14 protein-coding genes are annotated in these 13,551 nt (G+C 66.4%); 3 read left to right on the forward strand and 11 right to left on the reverse strand.

Annotated elements, in window-relative coordinates; all coding sequences use genetic code 11:
• Positions 1 to 14: 14 nt before the first annotated feature.
• The 3 genes from ASE83_RS06920 to ASE83_RS06930 form a co-directional block, all read right to left on the reverse strand.
• Complete coding sequence (locus tag ASE83_RS06920) at positions 15 to 1,052, reverse strand: GSU2403 family nucleotidyltransferase fold protein (protein ID WP_055785784.1); 1,038 nt, start codon at positions 1,050 to 1,052, stop codon at positions 15 to 17.
• Between the two features lie 256 nt (positions 1,053 to 1,308).
• Positions 1,309 to 1,776, reverse strand: coding sequence for a suppressor of fused domain protein (locus ASE83_RS06925; protein WP_055785788.1), 468 nt, complete (start codon positions 1,774 to 1,776; stop codon positions 1,309 to 1,311).
• An 80-nt stretch (positions 1,777 to 1,856) separates the two neighbouring features.
• Positions 1,857 to 2,813, reverse strand: coding sequence for a DUF4272 domain-containing protein (locus tag ASE83_RS06930; protein ID WP_055785790.1), 957 nt, complete (start codon positions 2,811 to 2,813; stop codon positions 1,857 to 1,859).
• On the opposite strand from ASE83_RS06930, the gene ASE83_RS06935 reads away from it, so the two are divergent.
• Positions 2,809 to 4,290: a TonB-dependent receptor gene (locus ASE83_RS06935; protein WP_235513143.1), complete on the forward strand. Its 1,482-nt coding sequence runs from the start codon at positions 2,809 to 2,811 to the stop codon at positions 4,288 to 4,290. The genes ASE83_RS06930 and ASE83_RS06935 overlap by 5 nt on opposite strands.
• Before the next feature lie 174 nt (positions 4,291 to 4,464).
• Here the strand turns inward: ASE83_RS06935 and ASE83_RS06940 are convergent, their stop codons facing one another.
• The 8 genes from ASE83_RS06940 to ASE83_RS06975 all read right to left on the reverse strand — a co-directional run bounded on the left by ASE83_RS06940 (position 4,465) and on the right by ASE83_RS06975 (position 9,420).
• Positions 4,465 to 4,701: a hypothetical protein gene (locus ASE83_RS06940; RefSeq protein ID WP_055785795.1), complete on the reverse strand. Its 237-nt coding sequence runs from the start codon at positions 4,699 to 4,701 to the stop codon at positions 4,465 to 4,467.
• Between the two features lie 85 nt (positions 4,702 to 4,786).
• Positions 4,787 to 5,443: a hypothetical protein gene (locus ASE83_RS06945; RefSeq protein ID WP_156352833.1), complete on the reverse strand. Its 657-nt coding sequence runs from the start codon at positions 5,441 to 5,443 to the stop codon at positions 4,787 to 4,789.
• Between the two features lie 41 nt (positions 5,444 to 5,484).
• A complete protein-coding gene (locus ASE83_RS06950) occupies positions 5,485 to 6,060 on the reverse strand; it encodes a hypothetical protein (protein ID WP_156352836.1) in 576 nt (191 codons plus the stop codon).
• Positions 6,057 to 6,527 carry an SMI1/KNR4 family protein gene (locus ASE83_RS06955; RefSeq protein WP_055785805.1) on the reverse strand — a complete coding sequence of 157 codons (471 nt, stop codon included), beginning with the start codon at positions 6,525 to 6,527 and terminating at the stop codon, positions 6,057 to 6,059. Before ASE83_RS06955 ends, ASE83_RS06950 begins: the two co-directional genes overlap by 4 nt.
• 79 nt (positions 6,528 to 6,606) lie before the next feature.
• On the reverse strand, positions 6,607 to 7,047 hold the full coding sequence (locus ASE83_RS06960; RefSeq protein ID WP_055785807.1) for an SMI1/KNR4 family protein: 441 nt from the start codon (positions 7,045 to 7,047) through the stop codon (positions 6,607 to 6,609).
• 123 nt (positions 7,048 to 7,170) lie between these two features.
• Complete coding sequence (locus tag ASE83_RS18445) at positions 7,171 to 7,746, reverse strand: hypothetical protein (RefSeq protein WP_156352840.1); 576 nt, start codon at positions 7,744 to 7,746, stop codon at positions 7,171 to 7,173.
• Positions 7,746 to 8,969 carry a glycohydrolase toxin TNT-related protein gene (locus ASE83_RS06970; RefSeq protein ID WP_055785812.1) on the reverse strand — a complete coding sequence of 408 codons (1,224 nt, stop codon included), beginning with the start codon at positions 8,967 to 8,969 and terminating at the stop codon, positions 7,746 to 7,748. Before ASE83_RS06970 ends, ASE83_RS18445 begins: the two co-directional genes overlap by 1 nt.
• A 16-nt stretch (positions 8,970 to 8,985) precedes the next feature.
• Complete coding sequence (locus ASE83_RS06975; protein WP_156352843.1) at positions 8,986 to 9,420, reverse strand: DcrB-related protein; 435 nt, start codon at positions 9,418 to 9,420, stop codon at positions 8,986 to 8,988.
• Between the two features lie 295 nt (positions 9,421 to 9,715).
• On the opposite strand from ASE83_RS06975, the gene ASE83_RS06980 reads away from it, so the two are divergent.
• Both ASE83_RS06980 and ASE83_RS06985 read left to right on the forward strand, forming a co-directional pair.
• On the forward strand, positions 9,716 to 12,349 hold the full coding sequence (locus ASE83_RS06980) for a TonB-dependent receptor (protein ID WP_055785816.1): 2,634 nt from the start codon (positions 9,716 to 9,718) through the stop codon (positions 12,347 to 12,349).
• On the forward strand, positions 12,349 to 13,437 hold the full coding sequence (locus ASE83_RS06985; protein WP_055785818.1) for a Ca2+-dependent phosphoinositide-specific phospholipase C: 1,089 nt from the start codon (positions 12,349 to 12,351) through the stop codon (positions 13,435 to 13,437). The genes ASE83_RS06980 and ASE83_RS06985 overlap by 1 nt, the downstream gene beginning before the upstream one ends.
• The last annotated feature ends 114 nt before the right edge of the window (positions 13,438 to 13,551 follow it).

Genomic DNA, 13,551 nt, shown 5'->3' on the forward strand with positions numbered 1-13,551 from the left:
CGGCGGGCGTGGGATCAATCGTCCCACCCCGCCGCGTCGCCACCGGCAAACGACGCCAGCAGCGCGGCCCCCGGTGCGCGCAGTGCCTTCGGCACGGCGGCCAGCGCCGGATCGTCGATCCGCATCGCCGGCAACCGCGTCGCCAGCATGCGAGCCAGCGTCTCCGCCTGAAGCCGGTCGCGGCGCTGCTTCATCACGTCGCGATCCTCGCGACCGGCCACCCACAGCTTGTGGCACAGGAACGCGCGGGGATCGGGCACCGCCATCCACAGCGGCAATCCCCGTTCGTCGATGACGATCCGTTCGACCACCGGCACGTTTTCCAGCCACGCCAGCCCGGCAATCTCCACCGCCACCAGGTCGTCGGCCGGATCGCCGATCCGCGCCAGGGACCGCGCCTCGGCGGGAAAGCGCGTCGTCGGGGTGATGAGGTCGACCATATAGCCCGCATCGTTGACCGCCCGAAAACTGCCCGGCGCGGTGGCGTGGAAGCTGCCGTCCAGTCGCTGCAACAATCCGATCAGCCCGTCCGCCCGCATATCGCCCACGATCTTCAGCGACCGGCGCGCATCGTACAGGATGTCGATGTCCATCGTGGTCATCGCCTCCGCGCCCAACTGCACCCCGCCCATCATTTCGTAGGCGTAGAGCGCATGGGTCCCGACGATCTTCAGCCCCCGGCCCAGCATCCCTTCCCGGTCGAGCCGGCGGAGGATCCGCGCCGACATGACCGGCACCCGGCCCAGACGCAGCGCCCGGTTGACCGGCGCCATTTCGCGCAACCGCTGGTCGAGCCGGTCGAGCCGGTCGCGTAACGTATCGCGCCCGGCATGGAAGGCGGCATGGGCTTCGCGCGTACGATCGTCCTCGCCCCCCAGGCTTTTCCAGACGCCATCGGTCTTGCGGTACAGATAGGTCCGCTCCTTGACCGTCTTCCACGCCATCGACCCGGCATAGCGCGTGGCCAGTTCGCGGATCGTGTCGCGATACGTCGCGTAAAGCTGCTCGCAATCGATCAGCTGCCGGGTCTGCTGCGCGCTCAGGTCCAACATGGAAACGAGCGTTATCCCTTTTATGGGAACAATCAATGCAAAAGGGATAACGAGGTGTCGGGAGGGACGGCGCCCGCCCTCGGCCAGATAGCGCGCATATCGAAAGCGCACCGTTCCGCTTGCATACGGGATTTCGGCGACGAACAGGTCGCGCCCCGGCCCCGCCGTCATCGACCGGAGCTTTCTGCCGCGCGCGCCAGCAGCGCGGCCTCCTGCCGTTTTGCTGGTCCATTCGGTTCGGCGCGAAGCACCAGCGCTATACCATCGATGGCCGCGCCGGGTTGCAATAGTCTAGGCCGCCCTCCTCGAACCGCGTCTCCAACGCTTCCAGCCCATGCCGCGCCTTGTACGCCTTCTCCGCCGCCGTGATTGGCACCAGCCAGTAGAAGTGGACCGTATTGATGCCGATCGTCCCGATCTCCAGTTCCGGTCCATCGAGATACGGCAGCGAGATCAGTCCATGATCGCACGTCGCTCCCGACAACCACGGACGACCGAAATTCACGCTGTCGCCCAGGCCGAGGCGCGTTCCGGTTCGATGATAATGCACCACGGCATACAGGATTTCGACGATCGCGTCCGAACGATCGGGCGAGAATAGGTGCAGTTCGATCGGCGCGTCGTCCCCCGGCTGCGCCATGCCGACCGTTGCATAGGTCCATATGTCGCGTTCGCCGTGGTGCGGGAATACCACCACGTCGAAATCCGTGGGCAGCTCGGACACCGGCCCCCGGTTGAACGCACCCGTTTCCCCAGCGCGGCCCCAGCATATTTGGTAATGGCGGCGGATCGACCCGCTCCACGTCACGATGCTTCCCCCGTCACGTCGGCGTATCGGTATCGTCCCACGCGATACCGGCATCGTTCTGGAAATTGGTCAGCCAGTTGAGCGCGAGGTGCCGCTCCATCACCACGTCGCCGTTCAGGGCGCCACCTCTTTCTGGCGCGCCTGCCGGACGATCCAGTGTTCGAGCCACGCACGGTCCAGCGCATCGAGGATTCGCCCGCCGGGCGTAGCCGGATCGCCTGCCCGTCCGGTCGCCGTGCCAGCGGCGCGACCGATGCCCAGAGCCGGTCGACATCGGCCATTGCGGCGCTGTCGTCGATCGACGCGCCCGTAACGCCCAGCGCCCAGAGCAGGGTGTTCGCCGCCTCGTAGCGCCACGTTAGCGCCGCCGCCGCATCGGTATCCGTGCCCTCGTCCGTCACGAACGCCTGTTTCTGCGACGTGAGCGCGGCGGCGCCGATCGGGTTGTGCGCCTCCTGCCCTGCCGGGATCGCCGGCAGTCCGGTAGCACGGGCATGGGCGCGCGCGGCGACGTAGAGCAGCCCCAGCGCGGGTGCCAGCACCTCGCCGGCGCCACGCAACACCAGCTCGCCCTCGCCCAGCGCCGGGGCCATGCCGGCGGGCGGTTGCAGCGGTGCATCGGCGAGCAGCGTGCGGGTCCGGGCGCGGCGCGCGACCGCATCGGCCGGGTGGGGCAGCGCCGCCTGCGGATCACCTTCCCCCGCCGCATCGATCACCACCGCCCCGTCGGGCGCGCGGATCGATCCGTCGGGCAGGAACAACAGCGCATTCGCCGCCTGCGCCCAGGGTTCGATATGGGCAAGGTCGGCATCGTCGACCTCGAAGCTCACATGATGCCGAACCCGCTGCAGGTGGCGCCAGACATAATAACGCGTCGCGGTCAACGAACATGGCGGCCTGTCGGCGCGCGCGATCTGGGACATCGACGCCAGCAACACGCTGACCTCGATCACCGCGTGGCGCTACTGGGACTGGAGCCCGGCCAACGACCGCGACTACACCGCCTTTCCGATCTATACCAAGGTCAACAATCCGACGAAGCAGAACCAGTACACGCAGGAGTTCCGCTTCAACCACAAGGGCGAGGGGTATGACTTCGTCGTCGGCCTGTTCGGTTTCCACCAGAAGATCCGCACCAGCGGCATCCAGCAGACGGGCCTGGCCGCCAGCAAATGGCTGCTCGCCCCGAGCAGTGCGTTGTCGGACAATCCCAACGTCCTGAACAACGTCGTCGCGATCAACGACATCCGGCTCGATAACACCAGCGTCGCCGCCTATGCGAAGCTCAACTGGGAGGCGACCGACCGCTTCGTCGTCTCGCCCGGCATCCGCATCAATTACGACAAGAAGGACGGCCTGTACGATTCCGTGGTGACCGGCACCGCCTCCAACGGCACCCGCCAGGTGGTCTCGGCGGTTCCCGGCTCGCCGTCCTACAACGATCCGTGGACCGCGGCGCAGCGCGGCATCCAGGCGTCGCAATTCTACGCGCCCAAGCTCAGCGCATGGAACGTGTCGTACGACCTGAACCTGCGCTACGAGGTCGCCGACGACATCAACGTCTATGCGACCTATGCACGGTCGTTCAAGACGGCAGGCATCAACCTGAACGGCGTGCCGGCGGATTCGACCGGGGCCGCGATCCCGTCGACCTTCACGATCAAGCCGGAAAAGGTCGATCATTTCGAAGCGGGGGTGAAGACCCAGTTCTGGGATCGCCGCGTGACGTTCAACCTCACCGGCTTCTGGACCGGGATCAAGGATTTCCAGGCCAGCGTCAGCAACGGCCAGCTCGGCACCGTGCGCGGCTATCTGGCCAATGCCGACCGGGTCCGCAGCCGCGGGTTCGAAGCCGACCTGTCGCTGCGTCCGACCGACCGGTTCAGCGCCTATGTCAACGGGGCGTTCACCGATGCGCGCTTCACCAAATTCTGCGACGCCCCGCCCCCGCCCGAACTGGCCGGCGGCAGCAGCACCGGCATCGTCGTGACGGGCCGCTGCTCCTATACCGGCGCGATCGGGGCGCCCGCAACGCCGGGCGCGGTCAGCCCGCCGTTCGTCGACGTGTCCGGATCGGTCCTGCCCGGCGTGTCGAAATGGGCCGCGTCGTGGGGTGCCGAATATGTGCAACCGGGATCGCTGTTCGAACAGGGCGGCAATTTCTACCTGGGCTATGACGCCAGCTACCGGTCGCGCTGGTCGTCGAACCCGTCGCCCTCGATCTACACCTGGGTCGACGGCTATTCGCTGCACAATTTCCGCGGCGGCTTCCGCACCGACAAGTTCAACGCGTTCCTGTGGGTGCGCAACGCCTTCGAAAAGGACTATATCGACCTGTATCTGGCGGGTACCGGCGGCAATACCGGCCTGATCGCGGCCTATGCCGGCGACCCGCGCACCTTTGGCGGCACGATCCAGTTCAACTTCTGATCGGGCCGCCGTCCGCGCGGCGCGGCGAGGCAAACGCCTCGGCTGCCGCACGGACAAGGGGTGGAATGCGTTCCTGTAGCTGCGCGACGCCTTCGACCGGAATTACCATGAACTGCTCGCCACGCGGTCGGGCGATACCCGCCTGATCGTCGGCCAGCCCGGCGCCTCGCGCACCTATGGCGTGACGGTGTCGGCGTCGTTCCGAGGATCAATCGCAGGCGACACGCGACGATCGGCATAGGCCGCCGTTCGTGTCACCACGTCGCGGGCCAAGGCGATCGCGCGGGTCTCGTCGGCGCACAACGCCGCCACCTCCTGCGCCGACAGGCGGATGGTAATCTCGTACATCCCCACCCCGCCTGCCACCACGGTCATCAGATCACGCCCGTCCTGCCGGAACAGCGTGAACATCCAGTCGGCATTGCGGGTACAGGATTACCCGAACCACCTGTCAGTCGCGGATCGGTACCGCCTCCTCATACCGATCCTGTTCCCCTTATGGCAGATCGCCCGCAAGTGCGTCGGGCAACGACGGTGCGACCGGAGGCAATCCCGGCACAGGTGCGGGTAACGGCGGCTTGCGCAGCGGTGACGGACATATCCTTTCGAACACAGCGTCCTCGATCTCGGAATAGCGTTCGAAGAAGTCGGGGATGCACGCTTCCAACCCGTCGCTGTCGATACCGGAAAAGGGATAGTCGGCCGGGCCACGCCACGCCGGCCAGTTTCCGGCGCGTAGTATCCCCGCAATTTCGCGAAACTCGGCCAACGCCGCCATCTCAGGCGAAGTTATCGCGTCGCACCGGGCGGTGTCGGCCAGCAGTCCGTCGATAAGAGCGATCAGCCCTGCGCGATGCCGTTCCTTGACCAGTCCGAAACCTTTGAGAACGATATATAACTCGCCCAAAGGCTGCTTGACCCCCGGAATATGGTCCACCTCGCCGGATCCGACCAGGTAATGGACGGTGCTCACATAACTGCGATCCACCGGAATCGGCAGGCGTTGCGCCGCGATCTCCTGCCGCAACCACGCCAGCGTCAGCAACAACCGCCCATCGGGCGTATCGTTGGTAGCTGTCCGCCTGGCCAATACCGTTTCCAACGCCGTGATCGCCGAAAGAGCATCGGCATATTCCTGCCAGACCGATTCCATCATGTACGAAGCATATCGTCTACTCGACTGTGATCCGCATATCACCCGCGACGCTGCGCGTCGAAAATCGTCGCCACCTCCACCCCCGCCATCGCCGGCAGCGCGGCACATGCCTCCGCGGCGGCATGATAGCCGGCAAGGTCGGTGGCCTGCACCAGGCAGCGCTTGTACGCGTCACAGGCATTGGCCTGCGCGATCAGGAAGCCCGTGAAATCGTGAGCCAAGGCGCGGATGCGCGGCGGCTGTGCGACGATGTCGAGCAGCCCGACCCCCTGAAGCGACACGAACACATGCCCCGCATCGTGATCGCCGACGAACACGATATCTTCGCCGGTGTCGAAATCTTCGCGAATTCGGGCGTCATGGGCCGTGATCCGCTCCCTTGCATCACGCCCGGCAGCCGGCGCGAAGCGGAACGCGCCGATCTCCTTGTCCGTCAGGTCGACCACCGCCAGCGCCGTATCGACCCCGGCGGGCAGCCCGGTCGCGACCGGGGTAGCGGCAGGCGCGATCACGATCGTCTCGGCCAGTTCGGCATGAAGCACGGGGTCGGTGATCTTCAACACCGCCAACCATTCCTGCGAGCGTGCCGGTAACGCGGACAGGTGATCGATCATGCCGTCATCCCGGCCCATTTTGCCTGGAAACCGGCAAAATCGGACGCAACCGGGGTCACCCCTTCCCCGCCTTCGATCTCATGGTCGATGAACACCACCTCCGGTTGGTTGCTGTCCCGGCGAAAATCGAACGCCCAGTAATTGCCGCCGGTATCGTCGGCAAAGGGCAACAGTCCTGCGGGATAATAGTCCTGCAGGTTCTCAAGGCATCGCTCGACGCAATAGGACGCATCGTCGCCCGCGGTCGCGGGTGACAGCGCCAGCAACAGCACGCCGAAATCGACCTCGCCCTGCTCCGGCACGGCGATCGGATCGCTCCCCAGCGTCTGGCCCTGATGCGCCACGACCAGCGCCCAGTAATCGTCGGGCAGGCGCGCACCGACCGCCCGCTCGATCCGCGCACGGTCGGTATCACCCGGCGCGGGCAGATCCTCGCCGATATAGGCTTCCCACATTGCCTCGGTCATGACGTTCCACGCTGCATATCGCCGCCAGCGATCATCGGATCGAGGCCACGGTGCCGGGAGCTTTCTTCACCATACAGGATCACGCCAGTTCGGCGATCTTCGCACGGATGAAATCCTCGAACGATGCCCCGACCGTATGGAACGTCGCATTGGTCGGATCCACCTCGACCACCCGCCAATCCTGCGTGTCGAACCCGTCGCCCAATCCCTGCAGGTCGTCGCCGAACAATGCCAGCGTGTCGAACCCGTCCTCGACCACGCCATAGATGTCATCGGGGCCGACCAGACCATCGTACAGCTGATAGCGATCGCCGGCGAGGCTTCCGGCACCGATCTCCGTCAGAAAATCCGCAAAATCGGCAGGCAGGCCGGGATATTCCTGCCGTAACGCAGCGATCCGCGCGTCCGGTACCGGGACCAGATCGTCATAGGGAGTGCCGCTCCCCTTGTTGCCGACAAGATCCTGATAGCGCGCCGACATGCCCCGGTCCGACAGGGTCGTACGATAGAATTCAGTCATGATCCTTCCCGATCGCCAAGGGCGGCACACAACGCACGGATTGCAATCAGCGCGTCGGCATATTCCTCGGCAATGCCGGACTGCGCCGTGATCGCGCCATCGAAATGCATCATGGGCCGTTGTTCAGTCCGGAAAATACTCGGCCATTTCCTCGATCAGATCAGTGCGCTCAAGCTGCCTGAACCCGCGAAGAAAGAACAGGACCGTCGCCACGTTCGCCGCATCCGCGACTTGCAGCGCGGCACCTCTATCTTCCACGATGAAGGCGCACCAGCGGTCGTCACATCGTCCGACATGCTCGCCGGTCGCGGTGGACGGTGGCGTCTGCAGCGTCAGACTATCGGGCGCCATGTCTAGGGTAATCATGGCTTCATCCGTCGACATGTCCGGCCGCAGCCGTGTCGCATACCCGACCATCTCGTGATCCAGCACGATCGCGACCAGAAACTGCAAGGCCCTGGGCAATCCGCATCGCAGTTCGACTGTCGATCGGCCTAGTGGAAAGCGGACCCGTGTCTGCCTGTTACCACCGGCATAGGCTTTACTGGTATAGCAGAGTTCGAACGTTGCCGACGATACATTATCTTCCGGAGTTACAATATAGCTTGACCGATCAACACCCTTGGCATCGAAGAACGCCTGCATCTGCGCCAACAAGCGACAGTCCCAGTCGGAAATATCCGGAGAAACTATAATCATCAATGGCCTCGTCTCAGATATTTGGTCCCGATAGCGTCAAGAACGCTGAATTGGTTTCCGCTGCCATCGGGATGGACAAGACGATACTGCTTACCGCCACCGGGCTGGTCGAACCATGGCGCGATATCAGCCTCCGCCACCGGCATATCCTTGCGGACAGTATAGAGATTGGGCGGATCGGTCGGTGGGTCGCCGCGCATCGCGCGGCTTGGGAAGCTCTCACCGCTAGGCGACATATACCCGCCGCCCTCACCACCATAGCGGTCAAGCTTCGTCTTGGCCGACAGCGTCGTCAATCGTTCCGGCCCTGCCGCACCGTTGTTGGGCGGCCAGCCCTTGTTGGGCCATTTCCAGTTATTCGACTTCGCCGTCGCATATTGCGCCTGATAGGGCAGCGGCATCTTGTTCAGGGCAGCGCGGGTCGCCGGCGGTGTGCCCCATTGCCAGCCCCGCCGCCCGGCGATCGCCTTCGCGCCACCCGCTCCACCACCCATCCCGCCAAGGAAGCCGCCACCGACTTCCAGCGCGCGGGTACCTGCCTCGGACAGGCCAAGCGCCTCGCCCAGCGCCCGTCCGCCGCTCGCGCCGATCATGCTGCCGAGGATGCCGGCCCCCGCCGTGACGCCGATGCCGGCGACGCCGACCGCGACCACCGCATAGGGCAGCGCGGCGATCGCCCCGGCGATGCCCAGGATCTGCAACCCCGTCACCGCCCATTGCGGCACCTCCGGATGGATTTCCACCCGCGGGTCCTGCGCGCTGTCGCCGCCGATGAAGACGTTGGGCGATGTCGTGGGCACCGACACCGCGCTGCACCCGACCTTTTCGCCCTCCCGCCCCGCAAGGCCCGTGTTGATGAAGACGGTCGACGATCCGGTCGCCAGCGGGATCGCGCCGCTGTCCTTGTCGCACGATGCGAACGATCCGGCGGTGAACAGTGCGGCCTTGCCGTTGATGAAGACGTCGGGCGATCCGGCAGTGAACTTGCCGCACGCCGGCCCCATCGACGCCTCGCCGATATACATGCCGCCGAGGCCCCCGGCCGATACCATCCCCGCCGCCGCGCCCGCCGCCGCGACCAGCGCGAGGCCGCCGGTCGCGACCGTCGCCGCGACCAGCACCGCGCCCACCGCCGCCCCGGCCAGCACGCCCAGCAACATGCCGGTCCCGGCATTGCTGTGGGCGATGTCGTCGCCGACCCGGGCCGCGGGCATCATCGTCATGGCGCGGTGCCTGCCGCTATCCCGGCACCGGCACGATCACGAGATCGGCCAGCCCCTGCCGGAACACCGCCTCCTGCCCAGCGAAGTCGCCCTCGGCGGCGGTGGCGGTATAGGTGACGACGACCCCGTGCGGCGCGGCGATGAAGAACACCTCCTGCCGCAACCGGCCCGCGCCCGACATCCAGCTGAAATCGATGCGGAACGCGTCGAAATCATGGACCCGCCCCGGCCCTTCCCCGCGCCGGTCGAACTGCGGCAGCGTCGCGCGGAACCCGTCGATCTGGCGGTTGCAATATTCGCGGAAGGTCTCCTGCCGGCCCAGCGCGTCGCGCGCGATCACGATGGTCGGCGCGATCGCCTGTCCGGGGGCCAGCGGCGCGGCATGAACGACCATGCTCTTGTCGATCCAACCCGGCGGCATCCTGCCCGTAACGGTCACCGGTGCTTCCACCAACCTGCTCCTGTCGTCCGTTCCGTGATCGCCAAGGTAACCGACAATGATCGCCACTGCCAATCCGCAAGTTCCGGTGCCTGGGTCAGACGGTTGCCCGCTCCCGACCAATGGCCTGCCTGGGCTACCACACGGACGGCGCGATGGCGTCGTCTGTCGATCGACCGGGGCGATCCGGCAAATAAACAAACCAATTGCCTTTAATCTGCCGCCGATCCGTCACCGCGGCGAAATGAAACCGCCATAGGCGCCGACGTCGACGGCAGCCTATGCCGACGCTCTTGGGGGAATTTCCATGCTGTTCTCGCGCCGGCTTCGCGCCACGACCGCGCTCGCCTTCGTCATCGCCCTGCCCGCCACGGCCCATGCCCAGACCGGCGGCGGCGCGCCGAACGCGGGCGAAGCGGACGGCGAGGAAATCGTCGTCAACGGCACCTATGCCCGCAGCCTGTCGGCCGCGATCGAGACCAAGCGCCGCGCCGATCACGGCGTCGATTCGATCAGTTCGACCGATATCGGCAAGTTCCCGACGCAGAACGTGGCGGAGGCGCTGCAGCTGATCCCCGGCGTCGCGATCACCCGCCCGCGCGGCGAGGGGCTGTATGTCAGCGTCCGGGGGCTGGGGCCGCAGTTCCAGAATACGCTGCTCAACGGGCGCACCGTCGCGCTCAACGACCTGATCGAAAATGGCGGCGCGCAGGGGCGGCAGTTCCGGTTCGAGATGCTGCCGGCGGAATTCACCTCCAGCATCGACGTGGTGAAGACGCCGACCGTCGACATGAACGAAGGGGCGCTGGGCGGCAATATCGACGTCAAGACGTTCCGCCCGCTCGACATCGGCAACACGACCACGCTGAACCTGCGCGGCACCTATACGACGCAGACCGAGAAGGTGAAGCCGAACGCCACGGTCCTGACCAGCGCGACCACCGCCGACGGCAGCTTCGGCATCCTGGCCGGCGCGCAATATTGGGGGAAGGCGGTCCGCAACGACCGGTTCATGAACTTCGGGTGGCTACTCAACCGCTATACGGCGGCCAGTGCGGGCGGCCTGCCCGCCGGCCTCTATTCGCCGACGCGCACCCGCCCCACCGTCGAGACCGAAGACCGCAAGCGCATCTCGGGCATCGTGTCGGCGCAGTGGCGGCCGACGCCGGAACTGGAAACGACGCTGGACGTGATCGCGACCCGCCTCGACGTCGCCTATGACGAATTCGGCCTCGACATCTATCCCGACGATTCCGGCACGTCGGTCGTACCGGGCAGCACGGTGATCGAGGGCGACACGATCGTCGCCGCGACGATCAACCGCGTGCGCTTCATGGCGTCGCGCGAAATCAGCCTCAACCGCCACGAACTGCTGACCATCGGCCTGAAGCAGACGTGGAACCGCGATCGCTGGCATCTGGCGGCCAGCGGCAACTGGTCGTCGGCGCACAGCTACCACCCCGATTACCGCGAAGGCACGGTCCGCAGCCGCGCCTTCTTCAACGCGCCGCTGACCTATGACGCGCGCGGCGGGTACAAGGTGATGCCGACCTTCACCACCACGGTCGACCCGACCAGCGCCGCATCCTATGCGATCTCTCCGTTCAACATCGCGCCCAAGGACAGCAAGGACCGCGACGTCTATGCCCGCGCCGATGCCGGCTATGACATGGACGGGTTCGTGACCAAGCTGTCGGCGGGCGGCGAATATCACTGGCGCAAGCGCGACTATTTCCGCCGCGACTATAACGTCACCCCGGCGGCCAATACCCCGCTGACCACCCTTGGCAGCGGCGCGTACGAAGCCATGCCGTTCGACGATTTCCTGAAGGGGGTCAGCGGCAACGCCCCGCGCAACTGGCTGGTCCCGGTCAGCGCCGCCTATCTGAACGCCTTCTTCACACCGGCGGTCCGGAACGCCGCGCTGACGCTGGGCGACCGCCGTTCGTCGTTCGTGACCGCCGAAAAGATCGCCGCCGCCTATGTCCGCGCCGATTACGGCTTCGACGCCGGCAAGGTGCCGGTCAGCGGCAATGTCGGCGTGCGCTACGTCCATACCGATCAGATCGCCAGCGGCACGCTGACCAGCGGCAACACCGCTACCCCGGCGAGCTTTCCCAAGACGTTCCGCAACTGGCTGCCCAGCTTCAACCTGCGCGCCGACCTGACCGGCAGCATCGTCGGGCGTCTGGCGGCGAGCCGGGTGCTGACCCGTCCCAACGTCACCGACAGCGCGCCGCGCATCACCGTGTCGACCGACGCCCCGACCGCCAGCGGCGGCAACCCGCAGCTGGTGCCGTTCCTCGCCACCCAGTTCGACGGGTCGCTCGAATGGTATTTCACCCGCACGGGCATGTTGTCGGGCGCGATCTTCTACAAGGCGATGGACGACTACATCACCCAGCAGAATACCGAGATCACCATCCCCGGCCGCGGTCTGGTCCGCCTGTCTACGCAGGTGAACGGCGGCGATGCCAAGGTGTATGGCGCGGAAGTCGCCTATAGCCAGGTGTTCAGCTTCCTGCCCGCGCCGCTCGACGGGCTGGGTATGCAGGGGTCGTACACCCATACTTCGGTCAAGGCCGACTATACCGCCGGCTCGCGCGCGATCCGCGACCAGCTGATCGGCCTGTCGAAGAACAGCTTCAACCTCGTCGGCTTCTACGACAAGGGGCCGATCGCGGCGCGGCTGTCCTATGTCTGGCGCGACCGGTATCTCTCCAGCACCGGCAGCACGGTACAGGCCCCGACCTATGTCGACGCCTTCGGCTCGCTCGACGGCAATTTCTCGGTCCGCGCGACCGACCGGGTGACCTTCAGCCTCGAAGGGATCAACCTCGCCGGCGCGCGGCAATATACCTATAACGACAGCCAGGCCCGCTTCGGCGAGATCAACTATTACGGGCGGACGATCCTGTTCGGCGTGCGGGCGGCATTCTGATGCGTGGCCTCGCCCTGCTGGCCGCCGCCCTGTGCATGGCGGCGGCCCCGCGCCCGCCGCTCAGGATGAACGACGTCCAGGTCGTCGGGTCGCACAACAGCTTCAAGGCGCGCATTCCCGATGCGGTGATGGCGGCGATCCGGGCAAAGGCCCCGCAGGAGGCCGACGCGCTCAATTACGATCACCTGCCGCTGACAGCGCAGCTCGATCGCGGGGTGCGCCAGCTCGAACTCGACATCTTCGCCGATCCGCAGGGCGGGCGCTATGCCGATCCGGCGGGCGAAAGACTGGCGAAGGCGGCGGGCGAGGCGACCGGGTTCGACCGCGCGGCGATGCTGGCGCCGGGGTTCAAGGTCTTTCATATCCCCGATGTCGATTATCTGTCGGGCTGCGTGACGCTGCGCCGCTGCCTGCGCGAGATCGACAGCTGGTCGCGGGCGCACCCCGGCCATGTGCCGATCATGATTACGATCAACGCCGCCGACCGCCCGTCGGGACGCCCGGGGATCACCGCCCCGCTGGAGCTGACCGCACCGCTGCTCGACGCGCTCGACGACGAAATCCGCGCGACGCTGGCCCCCGGACGGATCATCACCCCGGACGAGGTGCGCGGCACCGCCACCACCCTGCGCGACGCGGTCCGCCGCCGGGGCTGGCCGAGCCTCGATGCCACGCGCGGGCGGCTGTATTTCGTGCTCGACGTGCGTCCGGAGGTCGGCGAACGCTACCGCGCCGGCCATCCTTCGCTGAAGGACCGGCCGATCTTCGGATGGTATGATTCCGCCACGCCCGAAGGGGTGGTGCAGATCGTGCAGGACCCGCTGGTCGACGCGGCGAAGATCCGCGCCTGGGTGCAGGGCGGCCTGATCGTGCGGACGCGCAGCGACCTGCCGACCACCGACGCGCGCGCGAACGACCATGCCCGCGCCGACGCGGCGGCGGCCAGCGGGGCGCAGGCGGTCAGCACCGACTATTATCCCGGCGCGCCGACCCGGCCCGGCATCGCCTTTGCGGTGACGCTGCCCGGCGGGATGATGCAGCGCTGCAGCCCGGTGCTGCGCCCGACGGGGTGCACGCTGCCGCGATAAGGGGGCTTCGGTCGGGGGAAAGCGTTCCGCGCCCTACCCCTGCCTCCGCGAAACCTCTGCGAAAGTCCACTCCACCGTATCCCCGCGCAGGCGGGGATCCAGGGCCAGATACGC

It is taken from the genome of Sphingomonas sp. Leaf32 (assembly GCF_001421765.1).
In the GTDB taxonomy this organism is placed as follows: domain Bacteria; phylum Pseudomonadota; class Alphaproteobacteria; order Sphingomonadales; family Sphingomonadaceae; genus Sphingomonas.

Excerpts from the sequence above, each read along its gene's own strand:
- ASE83_RS06955 (WP_055785805.1), bottom strand. The coding sequence starts at position 6,527 with ATGACCGAGGCAATGTGGGAAGCCTATATCGGCGAGGATCTGCCCGCG.
- ASE83_RS06960 (WP_055785807.1), bottom strand. The coding sequence starts at position 7,047 with ATGACTGAATTCTATCGTACGACCCTGTCGGACCGGGGCATGTCGGCG.
- ASE83_RS06920 (WP_055785784.1), bottom strand. The coding sequence starts at position 1,052 with ATGTTGGACCTGAGCGCGCAGCAGACCCGGCAGCTGATCGATTGCGAG.
- ASE83_RS06940 (WP_055785795.1), bottom strand. The coding sequence starts at position 4,701 with ATGTTCACGCTGTTCCGGCAGGACGGGCGTGATCTGATGACCGTGGTG.
- ASE83_RS06980 (WP_055785816.1), top strand. The coding sequence starts at position 9,716 with ATGCTGTTCTCGCGCCGGCTTCGCGCCACGACCGCGCTCGCCTTCGTC.
- ASE83_RS06945 (WP_156352833.1), bottom strand. The coding sequence starts at position 5,443 with ATGGAATCGGTCTGGCAGGAATATGCCGATGCTCTTTCGGCGATCACG.
- ASE83_RS18445 (WP_156352840.1), bottom strand. The coding sequence starts at position 7,746 with ATGATTATAGTTTCTCCGGATATTTCCGACTGGGACTGTCGCTTGTTG.
- ASE83_RS06985 (WP_055785818.1), top strand. The coding sequence starts at position 12,349 with ATGCGTGGCCTCGCCCTGCTGGCCGCCGCCCTGTGCATGGCGGCGGCC.
- ASE83_RS06970 (WP_055785812.1), bottom strand. The coding sequence starts at position 8,969 with ATGACGATGATGCCCGCGGCCCGGGTCGGCGACGACATCGCCCACAGC.
- ASE83_RS06950 (WP_156352836.1), bottom strand. The coding sequence starts at position 6,060 with ATGATCGATCACCTGTCCGCGTTACCGGCACGCTCGCAGGAATGGTTG.